Below are 17,024 nucleotides of genomic sequence, written 5' to 3' on the forward strand. Positions count from 1 at the left end.
TTTACTGATAACCGATAGTTGCGGACGAATCCATGCAAAAATCCGGCCGGTATTTCTCCAGTCAGCGCTGGACTCGCTAGCCGAGGAAGGCCGATAATCCGTGATCCGCAAAACCGGCCTTCGCCCCGCCACCAAAACACCATGTCCAGCTCAACCACTTCCAACCCATTAGACCTCGCTTGCTTTCCAAGCAACTACGTCGAAGCGCGCCAGGGCTGGCTAGCGGCGGCGGCGGAACTAAGCTTGCATTGCGAGAGTTTGGATTTTCCCTGTCCCGGCCAAGGACCGGACGGCGCGGCCTTATTCACGGACAGCATTTGGATAGGACCAGCCGATGCCGAACAAGTAGTGGTGATTCTGGCCGGCACCCACGGCATCGAAGGCTACGCCGGTTCGGCGGTACAAACCGATTGGTTGCACCGTTTGAGTGCACAACCCTTGCTGCTGCCCAACGGTGTCGCATTAGTGCTGGTGCATGCATTAACGCCGTGGGGTTATGCCTGGTCGCGTCGCTGCGATGCCGACGGCGTCGATTTGAACCGCAATGCAATCGATTTCTCCCTACCGCCACCCGACAACCCGCATTACCGCGAACTGCGGCCGATCTTGTTCGAAGCCGATGCCGGCCGCCGCCAACAAGCGTTCGCCGAATTCGCCGCCCGCCACGGTCGAACCGCGCTGGAAATCGCGATCAGCGGCGGGCAATACCTCGATCCGCTCGGGCCTTTTTACGGCGGCCGCGCGCCGGCTCACGGCCGTAAGGTATGCGAAGCGTTGATTTCTCGCTATCAACTCAATCGGCACCGGCTGGCGGTCGTCGACATCCACACAGGACTAGGAGCCTACGGTTACGGAGAAATCATCTGCGACCACGCGCCGAACAGCATCGGCTCGACGCTTGCAAAAACTTGGTACGGCGACGCGGTGACCTTACCGGCGGCCGGCACCTCGAGTTCGGTACCGAAATGGGGTTTGCTGGATTATTTGTGGCACGCGGCAATCGGCGATGCCGGTTGCTACGTCACGCTGGAGTTCGGCACCTACGCCACCGATGCGCTGTTCGATGTCTTGCTGCAAGATCATTTGCTTTGGGCGCAAACCGGCAACGACGCGGCTCGCCTGATCCACCGCGACGCGATGCGCCGGCATTTCTGTCCGGAGGACCCGGTCTGGCGCGAACAGGTACTGTTTCGCGCCCGTCAGGTCATCGGCCAAGCACTAGCCGGGCTGGCACGATGACGACCGCGATACGCCCGGCGCTGCCGACCGATCTGGAGGCGCTGGTTGCACTGGAAAACGCCAGCTTCGCCACCGACAAACTCAGTCGGCGCAGTTTTCGGCATTGGCTGACCAACGAGCATCGCGCCCTGCTGGTCGGCGAATTCGAACATCGGGTGGCGGGCTACATTTTGATCATTTACCATCCCGGCACCCGATTGGCGCGAATTTACTCGCTGGCCGTGGCGCCGGAGTTGCGCGGCCACGGCATCGCCAAGGCCTTGATGACCGCCGGCGAACAAGCCGCTCGCGACGACGGCAGGCTTTATCTGCGCCTGGAAGTCAGCGTCGATAACGCGGCGGCGATCAAGCTCTACGAAGCGCTAGGCTACCAGCGTTTCGGGGTCTATCGCGATTATTATCAGGATCACAAGGACGCGCTGCGCTATCAAAAACGCATCCGCCGTTACCGCGACAAACCGCAGCACCGCTCGGTGCACTGGCTCAGACAAACCACGCCGTTTACCTGCGGGCCGGCCGCGCTGATGATGGCGATGCACGCCTTGAACCGAACCTACCAGCCGTCGGCCGACGAAGAAATCAATCTTTGGCGCGAGGCCACCACAGTCTTCATGACCTCCGGCCACGGCGGCTGCCACCCGCTCGGTTTGGCGCTGGCGGCGGGCCGGCGCGGTTTTCACGTTGAAACCTGGATCAACCAAACCTCGACCTTGTTCATCGACAGCGTACGCAGCGACGAGAAAAAACGCGTCATCGAACTCACTGATCAATATTTCAAACGCGAAGCCGAGCGTCGGCAAATACCGGTACATTACGCCAGCATCAGCCAGGCCGATCTAATCGCCGCGTTCGAGACCGGTGCAATTCCCTTGATTCTGATCAGCACCTATGCGATGGACCGTAAGAAAGCCCCGCATTGGGTCGTCATGAGCGGCTACGACAACGATTGCTTGTACATGCACGACTCCGACCCCGACGATGGCCGGCAAAGCGACCTGGATTGCCAGTTCATCCCGATCGCCCGCGAGGATTTCGAGCGGATGTGCTGTTTCGGCAAATCCAGGCTGCGGACGGCGGTGATTTTGAAACCCGACTCCGCTCTCGCTCACAAAACCCAATAAACGCGAGCCGCGCCGAAACCGGCATCGATAAACGCCGCCAGTTTCGACAAATTTCGAGCTGCATTTTCAATTGGCCCAAGCGCCGGTCTTGCGTGCTTTTTAGGGCGAAGCTCCCTCTCGCGGACAGGCGTGTCGAGCCGTAAGGAGTTAAATCAAGGCGAACCGCCTCTGTGCGTTTGCCGCCCAGTTAACCCTCCGACGGAGTACGCGAATCAATGACGTTGTTTCCGACAACCGACCAAATACTCGCTCAGACTGACCGTCAAGCTGCTGTCTCGATCCATATCCGCGAAGCGGCGCAATACTTCGCCATCACTGTTGCCCAATGCGGTCACGGCGAACTCCTCGCTGCTTAACGCACCGCTGGCATCGGCATCGGCCAAATTGAAAACTTCGGTTTCCAAAGTCAGCGCCTTCCCGGTCTTGCCGACGACGAATTCGCTAAGCGAAATGTCGGCGCTATCATCCGCATCCAGTTCGTCGAAACGAGTGTCGGTCAAACCGGCGATATAGGTCTGGTACTCGGCCAAGGTCAAGTCGTCGGCGGTGTCGGTATTGGCAGCTTCGAACTCGGCGGTCCGTAGCGCGGTTTGCGACGATTTGGCGTAAGCCGGCGCACTGCCGACCAACGCGATCAAGAGACTGGAAATCAGCCATGCTCTAGTCATGATTAAAACTCCTGGTTTTCGTTGGAATGTGGCGACGGCAACGCCGTCGCCGGTAGCCGGCCAAATCGAATAGAGGGAGGTTGCGACTTGACCGGCCAACGAAATACTAGAAGACATCGCCTTCAACGGGGCCACCGAAAAGGTAAAAGCAGGTAAAACTTTGTTAACCGCCGTTCCAACGCCAAAGTCGCGGCAGGCTCGAACCCAAAACTTGGTTCGCAGCCATTGTAAGCGAGGATTGCAACAAAATTACTTGCGTGGACAGCCACTCCGACCACACTTGCACGACATTCAGCGATACCATCGCTGCTTCGGGCCGTTTTTTCGAGATTGGCTAGCGCACCGTCCAGGCTAGAACGATTGCGTTAAGGACAGTGGAAATGCCTAAGGGCGCTGTAGATATGGGGCCTAGGAGCCTGTCGGACTTAACTTACCGGCACTTCTGTTGTCATCCAGCTCAGCGAAGACGGCGGTCGAAGGAAGGATTTGCCACTGGTTAGGCGAGCGTTTTGGCGTTGGATTCCGATAACGCCAATCGAGCCTTTTGCTGGCCAATCGTTTCGACCATTAGACGACCCTCGCCAAGATATGCATCCGTTTCAAGTTGAAGGCCATGGCCACCAGTTTCCACTCACCGGTGACCGCATCCAGACCGCGTAAGGAGAATTGGCGAAAGCCGAGTACCTGTTTGATGATCCCGAACACGGGTTCCACCGTGCATTTGCGCTTGGCATAACGGGCTTTGCCTTCGCGGGTTTTCAAGTACCAAGCCATCTTTTCCAGCGGATCGTCGCCAGTCGGTTCCGGCGCATCCGGGGCTAAACGTTCCGCCAACGGCCGATGATGACTGTCACGGCCCATGGCGATTAAAGGTTCGATCCGGTTTCGTTCGCAAGCCTGGACGTTGGCGGCACTGAAGTAGCCGGTGTCCGCCAGTAGGGCTTCGGCTTGGCCCAAGGCGTCGGGCAGTTTTTTCAGTTCGGCCAGCATCGGCTCAACTTGTTGTTTGTCGTTGGTCTGCTGCGTGACCGTGGTGGCCACGATCAGCATCGTATCGACATCGACGGCGGCCTGACTGTTGTAGCCTTGCACAAAGCCTTCGTGACTCGGCAGGATGCGCGATTCCTCGTCGGTCAGGTTGATTTGATCGTCGGGCTTGGGGCCGGCTACCGGCGCCTTGGGTTCCGGGCCTCGCGGCTTTTGGCCAGCTTGCCGCTGGGCTTCCCGGCGGGACACCTTGTCCTCGTATGCCTGTTCGGCTTGCGCGTCGCGCGGTTTGGCCCGCTCGGCGATCTTGGCTTTCGCTTCACGCAAGGCTTTCAGCCGGTCTTCCCGCCGCGCCAATTCGTCCGGCAGATCAAGGCCGTCCCGGTCGTCCACCGCGTCGGTTTCGTCGGCCTTTTGCAGTAAGGCCTGAACTTCGTCTCGTAGCTGTGCTTCGAGCTTTTCGATATGGCTGTGGGACAAGGCCTTGTGCTTGGAGGCATTCGCTTTGAGCTTGGTGCCGTCCAACGCGATTTGCCCCAGCTTCACCAACTTCATCGCTTGCGCCAGACTCAGCACTTGGACGAACAGGTCTTCCAACTCGACCAGGAACGTCTTGCGGAAGTGAGCCAGGGTATCGTGATCGGGATGGGTATCACCAGACAAGAAACGAAACGCCACCGAATCGTAGGTGGCTCGTTCGATCTTCCGGCTGGAAAACACGCCGGTGGCGTACCCATAGACCAGCAGTGCCAATAATATCGCCGGATGGTGCGCCGCCGAACCCCGACCTTGATAGCGGCTCGTCAACCGGCTTAAATCCAACTGCTCGATGACTTCGACGACAAAACGCGCCAAGTGATCCTCCGGCAACCATTCGTCCACCGAGGGGGTAATAGATAGATTTGATGGCGGTTGACAGGAATGAATCGACTCATCAAGGGCTCTCCCGGTTGCTGGTTCTTTCTATACCACCTATTTTATCTAACCAAGTTACCGAATGGACTATTGGCTTTTAAGTCCGACAGGCTCCTAGACGGTTTGATATCCCTTCGGGGCTCCAGGAAGTCAGTTCAGGTGCTTATTTAATTGACTTCAGAAGTCAATTAAAAACGAGTGGCAACGCCGACGATCTATTTTTACCGTAACTCACGGCATTCAGATCCCCTTGTAATCGTGAAAGACAAACCATCGGTGCCAAGCATTTAAAAAGTTGGCGCCAGCCATCTCCTCCAGTTTGTAACCCGGGTACCACGGCCGATGGCGAGGGATGAAAATGCTGATTTCCCTACGCGTCCGCAGCCGCTATACCTGCGCGTACACTCCGCCGGGGAAATCATCTGCGAAGTCCAAAGCACGCCGATAGCATCCGCCACCAGATGCGGGCCACCTTCAGCATTCCGTTTGCGCTCTAAAATCCAGCTGGTAATAGCTTAGCAGGGCAAGTTTAAATTGATCTCAACAAAGACAATTCCGGAACAACGCTGAAGTTTTCAAATGCCCTAAACCGCTTCGAGCCAGGGAAACGGCGTGATCCACATTGTCAGGCAACCGCCGGCTTTATACTTGAGACTATCGATGACAATTGACAATCACGAGGGATTTTCAATCATTTTGGAATGGTCGGAGTGAGAGGATTCGAACCTCCGGCCCCTGCCTCCCGAAGGCAGTGCTCTACCAAGCTGAGCTACACTCCGATGCCGTCTTGGATGGCTTATTCTAACAAAGATGGGTAGCTTCGGCGCAAGCTTTTCGCTAACCAGAACCGAATCGAGTAAGGAGAGGGAGTTTAGCGCCGCCCATCTGGATAGAGAAGCTGGCACCAAACCGGATGCGGCTCATAAAAGGCCGCCGACATCTCGGCGGCCTTTCTCCGCATTAAATAATGCTAACTTCTTCGGCCTGCGGACCTTTAGGGCCGCGACCCAATTTAAACTGCACGTGCTGGCCTTCGTCCAAGGTTCTGTAACTGTTGTTCGGGTTCAGAATGTTTTTGAAATGAACGAAAACGTCCGGGCCTTGTTTTTGCTCGATAAAGCCGAAGCCTTTATCCGCGTTAAACCATTTGACGACGCCGGTGGTGAAAGTAGTAGACATGATAAGTCCTAGAAAAATATTAAAATTTGGCCTGCGATAGGCCGGTAACGCTGGTAAATGCTGGAATTACTAAATGAAGAACAAGGACGAATGTCTAACTTACCGACACCGATTTGATAAACAAAGGTAAAAACGTATTTTCTAGCTGACCTTATTCTAGGCTGATTCGCCGGCTTGTCAATCTAATTCGTGTCTTTAAACGAGAGATGACGTACCCTGACATTATTTGTTGGAGGATTTTAGCTTTGACGACCATTGCGGCCTGGATACGCCCCTTGCTTCGCTTTGGGTACTGCGCGGAAGCCGGCGCCGCTATCCTGTTTTTCGGCAGCCTAGCCCATTCGCCAGATTTGCACGACGCCGGCGTTGCAGCGTTGGCCGAATTGATCGAACAAGGCTACCGAGTCCCCAGCGAAAATGATCCGGTACGAGTGTTTCCGACATTAACGAAGGGCCAATTCAGCGCTAGCCATGCCGGCGGCTGGCGACCCGGCGCCATTTACCTGCGCCAGCAACCGCAAGGCGGTTTGGATGCGGCAGTCTATCTGCGCCACGAGCTGTTTCATGAAGCCAGCCATCGCAGCTGCGGGGGACTTTGGCCGACCTGGATCGAGGAAGCCGCCGCAATGCGTTTTAGCGGCGAACTATCCAACGTCGATGCCCCGTCTCAACTCAATGCTGCCGAGTTGGAAGCCCTAGCGGCAGACATTCGCTCCGGCAATCAATTGAGCGCTAAAGCCAGATCGTTACTGGGCCGCCTCGCGGTGACAGCCGATTGGCCGGCGCGCGCCTGTGGCGTGCCGCCACAATGGCTGTCTTGGTTGAGCTCCAATGCGAGCGCGGGAGCAGGCTACTTACTGATGAACTTGATTTCGGGGCGGATTTTGGACCAAGGCGGCGACTCGCAAACCGCTTTGCCGCCGGGCTCGTTATTGAAGATTCCCTATGCGGCCGCATTGCGAAACGCCAATCCGGAAGTGCTGACCACCGAATTAGCGACCAGCGACACCGACAAATTGCTACAACGCCGCGCCCAATTTCAACCCGACCTTTACCGACGATTTTTGCCGGAAGCTTCGCGGCCAGGTCCACCGACAGCCCAGATTGACGACCAAGGTTGGCGCGTGTTTTTAGGCGAACGCGACGCCGACGGCCGCTTCCCGATCGTCGCCGACTTGCCCGAATTGGCGCTGACCATGCGAGCCGCCATGTTAAGCCAGCCCAGCTATTTTCAAGGCCTAGCCCAAAACGGTAGTCTTCCGGGTTCGACCTTGGCCGCTCGTCCCGACTCCGAGCTAGCGATATTGCGCCGATTACAGGCAATGGCAAAAACCGGCACGGTCTCGAGCGCGGACGGCCGAGCCGAGATCGGTCATCTGATGGTGGCCTGGCCGGCCGGGCATCCGGTCTATTTAGCGGTTTTCCGCCAGCGCGACGTCAACGGCGCCGGCGTCCTAGCCTATGCGTCGCCGCGGCTGCAACGCTGGCAACAACAATATCCCGCCGAATTCGCCGCCGTCCGGGTACGCTTACTGTCCGCCACCGAACGCAATAGCTGGCAAGCCGACGCAGACTGCCCGGAACTGAACGGGCCGGCCGGACGATTTAGCCGTTGCGGGTCGTTTACACTGGTATCCAGCGTGCGCGGCAGTCGTTCCGTTCGCTTGATTGCGGGTCTATTGAACGACGTCGGCGACGGTCCCGACATTTTGGAAACCGACGCGGAAACCTATGCCGATGGCGTGTTGGCCGCCGAAGCTCAAACCTTAGCAGGCAGTGCCCGCCGAGCGATGCGAGCCCTCGTGATTTGGAACGGCAGCCACGGCAAGCATCGCCACTCGGAGAGTCAGGCTCTGTGCGATACCACCCACTGCATGGTGTTTCTGGGCGAGGCGCCAAACGCCCATTCCCGTAGCGGAGAGCGAACCGACCCCAACTTGTTGCGATTACTGGATGCGCTGGCGGACGGACAAACTTGGCTGCCCTTCGCCAACGGCGGCGACCGGCGCTGGATTCGCCAAATCGCGGCCGCGGAATTGGGGGGCCGTTTCGCGGAACAACGCATCGACGCTATCCGCCGCGAACGCCGCAAAACCGGCGAATTGTTGGTCCGCCTATACTATCCGGAAAGCGAGGAGGTCCTAGCCTGCGAAGTATTCCGCAATACCCTCAAATTGCCGTCCTGCCCGGACCGGATCGAAGCACTCAGTGGCGGGAGGGGCTGGCAATTCGAAGGCGTGGGCAGTGGTCACGGCCTGGGATTGTCGATATTGCGCGCCCAAGCCCTGGCTGAAGCCGGTTACAGCGCCGAACAAATATTACGCGACGCCTTTACGGCGGCCGGCGAATAATCCGGCGCGTGACGTCAAACGCATTCGGCTGCGTCACTCCAACGACAAGCGGTAAGGCCGCATTGGCGAAGCGTTAAAACCTTCCCGCCGATAAAAGTCTTGCGCCGCCGCATTCTCCGCGTCGGTTAACAAGGTAATCCGGCGGCAACCGCCGGATTTGGCGTGTGCGATGGCCGCTTTCAGCAATCCTTGGCCTATCCCCGACCCGCGCCGATTCGCGGTCACCACCATATCTTCCAGCCATGCCACGCGCCCGCCGAACGCCGTGGACACAGTGTATAGCAAGCTGACCATGCCGACAGGCCGGCCGTCTTCCCGCGCCACCAGGATTTCGCCGATCGTCGGATCACCTATGATGGCCGCCAACCCTCGCTGTTGCGCCGTCGAATCCGGGCAAAATTCGGCTTCTTGATCGAAGAGCTCAGTCAATAAATCGCTTAGGACCGCGATGTCGGCCGCACAGGCCAAATCGATCCGCATAGTGTCGTCTCCTAATTCGAATCAGCCAGTGTAACCGAATTTTCCGAGTAACCATCAGCGCTGGTCGGTTGCCATCCGCCGCGTTCGAGGGGCTTTTGGAGTATAATCGCAGTATTTTTTAATCCCTTAAAATGGCTTGCGACGTGACGACGACCAACACTGATGTCTCTACTTTTCAAGGCCTGATTCTGACCTTGCAACAATACTGGTCGGAGCAGGGTTGCGTGTTATTACAACCCCTGGATCAGGAGGTCGGCGCCGGTACCTTCCATCCCGCGACATTTTTACGCGCCATAGGCCCGGAGCCTTGGAACGCGGCTTACGTGCAACCGTCGCGCCGCCCCACCGACGGCCGCTACGGCGAAAATCCCAACCGCCTGCAACATTACTATCAGTTCCAGGTCATCATGAAGCCGTCGCCGGACAACATCCAGGAATTGTATCTGGGCTCGCTGCGCCATCTGGGCCTGGATCTATTGGAACACGACATCCGTTTCGTCGAGGACAATTGGGAATCGCCGACCCTCGGCGCTTGGGGGCTGGGCTGGGAAGTCTGGCTGAACGGCATGGAAGTCACGCAGTTTACCTATTTCCAACAAGTCGGCGGCCTGGAATGCAAGCCGGTCAGCGGCGAGATTACTTACGGTCTGGAGCGGATCGCCATGTATCTGCAAGGCGTGGAGTCGGTGTTCGATCTGGTCTGGACTCGCGGCCCGCAAGGCGTCGTAACCTACGGCGACGTGTTCCACCAAAATGAAGTGGAGATGTCGGCGTTCAACTTCGAACACGCCAACGTCGATTTTCTGTTCCAATGCTTTGATACCTTCGAAGCGGAATGCCAAAAACTGCTCGAACAAAACCTGCCCCTGCCCGCCTACGAAATGGTCTTGAAAACTTCCCACTCCTTCAACCTGCTGGATGCGCGCCACGCCATCTCGGTCACCGAACGTCAACGTTACATCTTGCGCGTGCGCAATCTGGCCAAGTCGGTCGCCGAAGCCTACTACGCCCGCCGCGAAGCGCTGGGTTTCCCGATTCTTGCCAGACAGGGAGCGTAATCATGAGCACCAATGATTTGTTATTCGAGCTGGGTGGCGAAGAACTACCTCCCAAATCCTTGAAGAAGCTTAGCCAGTCTTTGCTGGACGGCATGGTCGTCGGCTTGAATGACGCCGGCTTGAATTTTAGCGAGGCCAAGGCCTACGCAACACCACGCCGTTTGGCCGTGATCATCCGTAACCTGGACAGCCAGCAGGCGGATAAGATGGTCGAAAAGCGCGGCCCAGCCTTGCAAGCGGCCTACGGTCCGGATGGCGCACCAAGTAAGGCGGCACTGGGCTTTGCGTCCAGTTGCGGCGCCGGCTTCGAGCAACTGGAAAAACTGGAAACCGATAAAGGTTCCTGGCTGATTTTCAAACAGGCTGTCAAAGGTCAAGCGACCTCCCAGCTTATCCCCGACATCATCCGCAAAAGCCTGGCGCAACTGCCGATCGCCAAGCGCATGCGCTGGGGCAATTACGACCACGAGTTCGTGCGACCGGTGCACAATGCGGTGCTGCTATTCGGCGACGACATTATCGAGGCTGACATCCTGGGCTTGAAGACCGGTCGTCATAGCTTCGGCCACCGCATGCATGCACCAGCTCCGATCGAATTGAGTCATCCGAACGAGTACATCGACAAACTATTGGCGGCGAAAGTGACGGTCGATTTCGAACAGCGCATGCGGCAAATCGAAACCGGCGCCCAGCGGGCGGCGACCGAACTGGGCGGCATCGCGCATATCGAGGCCGATTTGCTGGAAGAGGTCGCGGCCTTGAACGAGTGGCCGGTGCCGGTAGTCGGCAATTTCGATGCCCGCTTCCTGGAATTGCCGCAGGAAGTATTGATCACGACTATGCAGTCCAACCAGAAGTACTTCCCAGTCAAGAATGAAAACGGCGGCTTGCTGGCGCACTTCATCACCTTTGCCAACATCGAAAGCTCCAATCCGGCGGCGATACGCGCCGGCAATGAACGCGTGGTGTTGCCGCGCTTGGTCGATGCCGAATTCTTCTGGAAACAAGACCGCAAGCAATCCCTGGCCGATCGCGTCGACAGCCTGAAAACCATCGTCTTTCAAAAAGACTTGGGCACCTTGCTCGACAAGACCGAGCGCATCGCCCATCTGGCCGGCTTGATCGCCGAAAAACTCGGCGCCGATGTCGCGTTGGCGAAACGCGCGGCCTTGCTGGCGAAAACCGATTTGCTGACCAATATGGTGAGCGAATTTACCAACCTGCAAGGCACGATGGGCCGTTATTACGCGGCGGCGGACGGCGAGGACTTAGCGGTCGCTAACGCCCAGGAAGAACAATATTTCCCGAAACAATCCGGTGGCGAGATTCCCAAGGCGGCTATCAGCGTGGCGCTGTCCGTGGCGGAAAAAATCGACACCCTGGCCGGCATTTTCAGCGCCGGACTGATACCAACCGGCGACAAAGACCCTTATGCCCTGCGCCGCGCCACCTTGGGCATTTTGCGGACCTTGATCGAAAACGGCCTGGATTTGGATGTCGTCGAATTGCTGGATGCCGCGCTGGCGCAATTCAGTCATACATTCGACAAGGCCGAAACCCGAAACAAGGTGACTGGCTTCATCTTCGATCGTCTGAAAGGCTATTGCTTGGATCAAGGTTTCAGCAACGACGAATTCGAAGCGGTATTCGCGGTTAACCCGACCCGTCCGTTCGATTTCTGGTTGCGGATTAAAGCGGTGCAGTCCTTCCGCGCCTTGCCGGAAGCCGAAAGTCTGGCCGCCGCCAATAAACGCATCATCAATATCTTGAAGAAGTCCGAACAGCCGGTTTCGGAAACCATCGGTAATCTGGCCGAAGCACAGGAAAAAAATCTACTGGTTGCCGCCGAGGAATCGGAAACCGCGATTCTGCCACTGCTGGCCGAGCGCAATTATCCGCTGGCGCTGAGCCGCTTGGCGCAGCTACGCGATACGGTCGACGCGTTTTTCGATCACGTCATGGTCAACACCGACGACATAGCATTGCGCAACAGTCGCCTAGCCTTGCTGGCCAAATTGTCCAACCAGTTCTTGCGGATCGCCGACATTTCCAAGCTGCAAGCGTGACGGACCGTTATGTCATCCTGGATCGAGACGGCACCATCAACGTCGACTCGGATACCTTCGTCAAGTCGCCGGGAGAATGGCAACCACTACCCGGTAGCCTGGATGCCATCGCCTTATTGAGCCACCATGGTTTTAAAGTCGTGGTGATCAGCAATCAATCCGGCGTGGCGCGCGGCCTGTTCGATCTCGCAACGCTGGAGGCGATACACGCCAAGATGAAACAGTTGGTAATCGACGCGGGCGGCGAGATCGAAACAATCTATTTCTGCCCGCACGGGCCCGACGATGCCTGCGATTGCCGTAAACCCAAGGACGGGCTATTTCGCCGCTTCGCCGCCGACTACCGCGCCGACTTGAGCAAAATCTACGCGGTCGGCGACTCGTTCCGCGACCTGCAAGCCGCCGAAACGGCCGGCGCCAAGCCTATCCTGGTCAAGACCGGCAAGGGCCTGAAAACCATGCAAGATCATCCAGAACTTTACTGTCCTATCTTCGACACTCTATATGACGCAGCCAACTTCATCGTCACGCAAAGCTGATTTCCGAGTCTATTTGGGCTCCACCCTATTCTTTATTTACATTCTGTTTTCCACCCCGATTGTCGGCGTACTGATACTGGCGGCAATACCGTTGTCTTTCGAGCTGCGGTATCGAATCGCCGATATCTGGATAAACTACCTGATGTTTATGCTTAAGCTTTGTTGCGGTTTGAGTTGCCAGGTGGAGGGATTGGAAAACGTTCCCAAGGATCGCGCGGCGGTGATCCTGAGCAAGCATCAATCGGCCTGGGAGACTATCGCGCTACGTCAGTTTATCTCGCCGCAAACCGCTGTCTTGAAAGAGTCGTTATTACGCATCCCGTTCGGCGGCTGGGGCTTGGCAACGCTAAAACCAATTGCGATCGATCGAAGCGCGCAAAAAGAGGCACTGAAAATGTTACTGGAACAAGGCACTGCGCGCCTCAAGGAAGGTCTGTTTGTACTGGTGTTTCCGGAAGGCACTCGTGTCGCGCCAGGCGACTCCAAAAAATTCAACGCCGGAGGCGCGATGTTGGCGCAAAAATCCGGTTTTCCGGTAATACCGCTGGCTCACAATGCCGGTGAATTTTGGCCGCGCAACAGTTTTTTGAAATATCCCGGCGTAATTAAAGTCAAGATAGGGCCGACTATCGAAGTCACCGGCAAAACCGCTAAAGAGATTAACGCCGCTGCGGAAGAATGGATTGGGAATGCCATGACGGAGATTTCCGCCGAGAGCGCTTGATTTTTGAAGAGGATATTAGGAAAAAACCATAAACAAGGCCCGCCGACAGCGGGCCTTGCCGTTAAGCTTTAGAGCTGTACGGAAGTAGAGCTTGAAACTTTTTGTTTGGATGCGTCCGGATCGTCCATGCAACCACTCAGGCCAACCAGCATCAGGGTGATCGCCAACAAAGACAGTACTTTTTTCACAATATCCTCCAAATGAATGTTTTTTATATTTTTTCGTGTACGAAATCAAAAAAGAATTAAGCACGGCGAAACTTATACAGACTAAAGCCGATTTTCGCAAACAAAATATCTTTAGAGAACGGTTTCAGAACAAATAAGGCCCGCATAAAGCGGGCCTTATAAAAGGATTTTGCTAAATCCCTAACTACGATCAGTTGACGCCTGAACCTTGTTGGGCAGGAGTACCGTAGTTTTTTGGTTTTGGATTACCTTGGTCCGGGTCGTCCATGCAGCCGCTCAAGCTAACAATCATCATCGCCATCGCAAGAAGAGACAAAACTTTTTTCATAACATCCTCCGAATAAAAATGTAGGTTTTTATAGTTCTCGTGCACAAATCTCGAGCACCAGGATTTTATAGCATGATCATTCTCGGCTTGCAACACCCCTTATATTCATAGCGAATCGATGTCTTTTGGCAGGCTAATCTTGATTTCCTTACCGGACCAGGCCGCCGAACCTATCGCCTCCCAATCTCCAGATAAGTTATTATTTCTTAGATCTTTTTCCCAAGAAGACGGTGCACGGGTTCGCTTCATTTTGATGATGAATTGGGTGTTTTCCAAATCCAGTCCGGACTTTTTTCCCCAAAAAGCGGTGACCTTCATGATGAATTTCTTGAGCCTGACTTCGTCGATATTCGGGGTCACGGCGATGTTAGCCCACATCGAATGCACCCGCCCCCAATTGGGCGCCAGTAAGCGTCCTTGCCGATTCACAAACGGTAACCAGAACTCTTCGCCATCGGCGTTCAGATAAGTGATGCCGAGAATGCGATCGTAGCCTTCGAAGTGGTCGTGCAAGTAAAGCGCGTGAGGAGTAATGCCTAGAAAGGTATGCGAGAGCATTAAAATCCCGTTGCTCGCGTCGGTCAACATGCCAGCCAGCATCGTTTGCCGCGTATCGACATGCAAGCGATATAGCAAACCGTAATGGATGCTGCTGTTGAACTGACAAAACAACAGCACCACTACGACTTTGGCAATCTTGTGAATTCGGCTACGCGCCGGCGTCGCATGCTCCGGCTCGAAGACTCGCTCATACCAGGAAAACGCTACGTCCGGCGCCGTCTCTGTAACGCAGCTCACGTCGCAGGCCAGACGGGCACGACTGTCGGCGATCGCACGATAGCGTCGATATAACCAACCGTGCAATAGCGGGAGATTCATCAGCCAACCGATTGGGGCAGGATAGGCCATTGCGATCAGGATTTGCGCATAGGTATCGACGCCGGCATACACACGCCCCTCGCTATCCACCGCATAGAGATCGGTTAGCAATTGTTGTTCGTCCAATTCGGCCAACGCGGGATATTCGATCGCATGCACCTGGGCCGGCTTGAATTCGACACGGCGTAAAACGTCGAAATGAGCCAGCGTCAACACCGTGCGATTGCACAGAGGGCATTGCCGGTCGTAGAACACCGTCAGCTTGGTCTTGCCTCTCAGCCAAGTACCGATGCGCCGATACCAGGAAAACGGCATGACTAAGGCGTAGAAAATCAACATACCCATACCGAACGGATAAATATTGAACGACAAGCTGATGCCCAGATGCAGCGCGACGCCGATCAAAAAGTACAGCGGCCGCAATCGTCTTAAAAAGTAAAAAAACGGGAAGCTGAATTGGAAGACGATGATGGTGTAGCCTATAAATTTTTGCAGGCTTTCGATATTCAGCAACCAAGCCAGATCGACGGCCGAAATATAATAGGGCATTGAGGAAGGCAACCAGGCACCCAACCCGTTCCGCCAGTGCTCGGCAAACATTTTATGGATGGCGGAATCAAAATAGAGCAGACCTAGACAGATCGAAACCGGCAGAATATAGACTAACGCTGACACTTGCTCCACTCGTGTGCGGTCGTAAATAGCAAACGGCGCCCGCAATTTACGGAGGAGCGCATCAATAGCAAACGCCCTATCCATCGGCATAAACATCAAGAAAAAATTGCCGCCTATCATGAACAAATCGAAGCCGCCGTCGAAATCACGCTGCATCGGCGTGAAGTTGACGAAAATCAGCCATAACAGATAGTTGGCGACGCTGGCGGCTTGGCAACGGTAGCCCACCGCCAAACACAGCGCGACAACGGCCCAGAGCCACAGGGCGAATACGATCATCGGAAATTCGACATCGAGAAACGGGATGGGGTCGAAGATCAAATGATTGAAATAGATCAGAAAGCACACTTCCTGAAGCGTGACCAGACCGAACAACATGCGAAACAGCCCCACGCCCGTGGCTGGAACTCTCTTTGAGTAAAGCGTTGCGAATTTGGAAACAAGGGCTCTATACATGTTTGATCGAAACGGCGAAAGAAAAAGATCAGGAATTATAAGGTATTGCGACCTCCCTCCCGAATTTTTGGCAAAAAAAAGGCGGCTACGGATCAATCCGTAGCCGCCTTTTCCAGAAAAGCTTGTTCGTAACCGAACTGTCTTATTCTTCGTCTTTAGGTTCGGCAAACACCCATTTTACGAAAAAATAACCGGCAGCGATAATCACTACCGCGCCGATCATGCCTGAAGGTTCTTTCAGCATTTCTGTTAAGTCTAAGATCGCTCCCATGGGTGCCTCCTACCTAAATAAGTTAATTGTTATAAAATGTGCCAGTTCGTTGGCGGTCGAGCATCATATGTTACTTTAGCTGCTTGCAAAGTCAAGCAATTGGTGGGTGATTGTTAAAGATCGCGGTGCAATTGCCATCCAGAGAGAATATGAGTAGTATGGGCGCGTGTTAATTTCATAACAATAACAATAGTCATAGGGGAGAAATCATGATAGGCGGCATAGTAATGGTTTTAACGGCGATCTGGGTCTACCAGACCATGATGAAAGCCAAAAAGAGCAATGTGCTCATGTGGGTAGCCGCATGCGTGGTGGTGTTTTTCGCGGTCGAATTCGTTGCCCAGATCTTTTGCATTGAAATCATCGACGCATTGGGCGGCAAGGATATAGGCGACAGCTACGATCGCGATTTAGCGAGCGTCAGCGACAGAAGAACCCAGGAAAACCCCGGCGGCTTCTTCGTCAACAGCTTGTGCGAATTATTCCCGTCGGTTGCCGGCGTTCTAGCCGTAGCCGCCATCCGCACGCTAGTCATTTTGAAGGAAGCGCCGACACCGGCCAACCTGTTTAGCGGTATCAAGGAAATGCTCATTAGCATTAAAGACAGCTTTAAAACCTCCAGCAATTAATCGCCGCGCGTAAGCCCTAAAGCCTGAATTTGGGCTTACGCGCCGTCCCACCGGTACTGATCATCCCGTGACTAGCGAGACCACCGTCACGATGGCGAAAACAAACAGTACCGTCGCAATTAGTCCCACGATGATATAAGCCGGTAGCGAACCGTGCTTGAAATCAATTTCCCGGTTCTTGTTGCTTTGTACGCCGATTCCGGCGGCGAGCACGCTTTTGATAACATGTAACATGCTGGGTTTCGACATTTTTCCCCTCGGTGTTTAAAAC

The 17,024-nt window shown here is 55.3% G+C and carries 15 protein-coding genes, 1 tRNA gene and 1 pseudogene; 8 read left to right on the forward strand and 9 right to left on the reverse strand.

What is annotated here, in order from left to right; all coding sequences use genetic code 11:
* Positions 1-141 precede the first annotated feature (141 nt).
* Positions 142-1,239: a DUF2817 domain-containing protein gene (locus tag ACP4CD_RS15675; protein ID WP_426991581.1), complete on the forward strand. Its 1,098-nt coding sequence runs from the start codon at positions 142-144 to the stop codon at positions 1,237-1,239.
* The gene (locus ACP4CD_RS15680) at positions 1,236-2,360 is read left to right on the forward strand and encodes a GNAT family N-acetyltransferase/peptidase C39 family protein (protein WP_168030176.1); all 1,125 of its coding nucleotides are present in this window, start codon (positions 1,236-1,238) and stop codon (positions 2,358-2,360) included. Before ACP4CD_RS15675 ends, ACP4CD_RS15680 begins: the two co-directional genes overlap by 4 nt.
* A 212-nt stretch (positions 2,361-2,572) precedes the next feature.
* On the opposite strand, the gene ACP4CD_RS15685 is transcribed toward ACP4CD_RS15680, so the two are convergent.
* From ACP4CD_RS15685 to ACP4CD_RS15700, 4 genes and pseudogenes are all read right to left on the reverse strand, one after another.
* Positions 2,573-3,028, reverse strand: coding sequence for a hypothetical protein (locus tag ACP4CD_RS15685; RefSeq protein WP_139306335.1), 456 nt, complete (start codon positions 3,026-3,028; stop codon positions 2,573-2,575).
* A 567-nt stretch (positions 3,029-3,595) separates the two neighbouring features.
* Positions 3,596-4,950: pseudogene (locus ACP4CD_RS15690) on the reverse strand (IS1182 family transposase).
* Positions 4,951-5,632: 682 nt separating this feature from the next.
* A tRNA-Pro gene (locus ACP4CD_RS15695) sits at positions 5,633-5,709 on the reverse strand.
* Between the two features lie 181 nt (positions 5,710-5,890).
* Complete coding sequence (locus tag ACP4CD_RS15700; RefSeq protein WP_064025375.1) at positions 5,891-6,109, reverse strand: cold-shock protein; 219 nt, start codon at positions 6,107-6,109, stop codon at positions 5,891-5,893.
* Positions 6,110-6,354: 245 nt separating this feature from the next.
* Here ACP4CD_RS15700 and ACP4CD_RS15705 point away from each other — a divergent pair, with 245 nt between their 5' ends.
* Entirely contained in the window at positions 6,355-8,460 is a 2,106-nt protein-coding gene (locus tag ACP4CD_RS15705; protein ID WP_426991583.1) for a hypothetical protein, read from the forward strand.
* A gap of 33 nt (positions 8,461-8,493) precedes the next feature.
* On the opposite strand, the gene ACP4CD_RS15710 is transcribed toward ACP4CD_RS15705, so the two are convergent.
* Entirely contained in the window at positions 8,494-8,940 is a 447-nt protein-coding gene (locus tag ACP4CD_RS15710; protein WP_426991584.1) for a GNAT family N-acetyltransferase, read from the reverse strand.
* Between the two features lie 143 nt (positions 8,941-9,083).
* Between ACP4CD_RS15710 and glyQ the strand changes: the two genes are divergently transcribed.
* From glyQ to ACP4CD_RS15730, 4 genes are read left to right on the forward strand one after another with little or no spacing between them, the layout of a single operon-like run.
* Positions 9,084-9,998 (forward strand): glycine--tRNA ligase subunit alpha, encoded by a 915-nt coding sequence (gene glyQ / locus ACP4CD_RS15715; RefSeq protein WP_426991585.1) that lies wholly within the window; start codon positions 9,084-9,086, stop codon positions 9,996-9,998.
* On the forward strand, positions 9,998-12,064 hold the full coding sequence (glyS, locus tag ACP4CD_RS15720; protein ID WP_426994692.1) for a glycine--tRNA ligase subunit beta: 2,067 nt from the start codon (positions 9,998-10,000) through the stop codon (positions 12,062-12,064). The genes glyQ and glyS overlap by 1 nt, the downstream gene beginning before the upstream one ends.
* Positions 12,061-12,603 (forward strand): D-glycero-beta-D-manno-heptose 1,7-bisphosphate 7-phosphatase, encoded by a 543-nt coding sequence (gmhB, locus tag ACP4CD_RS15725; RefSeq protein WP_426991586.1) that lies wholly within the window; start codon positions 12,061-12,063, stop codon positions 12,601-12,603. Before glyS ends, gmhB begins: the two co-directional genes overlap by 4 nt.
* A gap of 13 nt (positions 12,604-12,616) precedes the next feature.
* Entirely contained in the window at positions 12,617-13,327 is a 711-nt protein-coding gene (locus tag ACP4CD_RS15730; RefSeq protein ID WP_313729304.1) for a lysophospholipid acyltransferase family protein, read from the forward strand.
* 378 nt (positions 13,328-13,705) lie between these two features.
* Here the strand turns inward: ACP4CD_RS15730 and ACP4CD_RS15735 are convergent, their stop codons facing one another.
* The 3 genes from ACP4CD_RS15735 to ACP4CD_RS15745 all read right to left on the reverse strand — a co-directional run bounded on the left by ACP4CD_RS15735 (position 13,706) and on the right by ACP4CD_RS15745 (position 16,124).
* Positions 13,706-13,843 carry a hypothetical protein gene (locus ACP4CD_RS15735; protein WP_168030184.1) on the reverse strand — a complete coding sequence of 46 codons (138 nt, stop codon included), beginning with the start codon at positions 13,841-13,843 and terminating at the stop codon, positions 13,706-13,708.
* 105 nt (positions 13,844-13,948) lie between these two features.
* A complete protein-coding gene (locus ACP4CD_RS15740; RefSeq protein WP_426991587.1) occupies positions 13,949-15,853 on the reverse strand; it encodes a DCC1-like thiol-disulfide oxidoreductase family protein in 1,905 nt (634 codons plus the stop codon).
* A 142-nt stretch (positions 15,854-15,995) separates the two neighbouring features.
* A complete protein-coding gene (locus tag ACP4CD_RS15745) occupies positions 15,996-16,124 on the reverse strand; it encodes a hypothetical protein (protein ID WP_255189959.1) in 129 nt (42 codons plus the stop codon).
* Positions 16,125-16,333: 209 nt separating this feature from the next.
* On the opposite strand from ACP4CD_RS15745, the gene ACP4CD_RS15750 reads away from it, so the two are divergent.
* The gene (locus tag ACP4CD_RS15750) at positions 16,334-16,753 is read left to right on the forward strand and encodes a hypothetical protein (RefSeq protein ID WP_064026312.1); all 420 of its coding nucleotides are present in this window, start codon (positions 16,334-16,336) and stop codon (positions 16,751-16,753) included.
* A 60-nt stretch (positions 16,754-16,813) separates the two neighbouring features.
* Here the strand turns inward: ACP4CD_RS15750 and ACP4CD_RS15755 are convergent, their stop codons facing one another.
* Positions 16,814-17,002 carry a DUF2970 domain-containing protein gene (locus ACP4CD_RS15755; protein WP_064026314.1) on the reverse strand — a complete coding sequence of 63 codons (189 nt, stop codon included), beginning with the start codon at positions 17,000-17,002 and terminating at the stop codon, positions 16,814-16,816.
* Between the last annotated feature and the right edge of the window lie 22 nt (positions 17,003-17,024).

The organism is Methylomonas stagni (assembly GCF_050154735.1).
GTDB lineage: Bacteria > Pseudomonadota > Gammaproteobacteria > Methylococcales > Methylomonadaceae > Methylomonas > Methylomonas koyamae_A.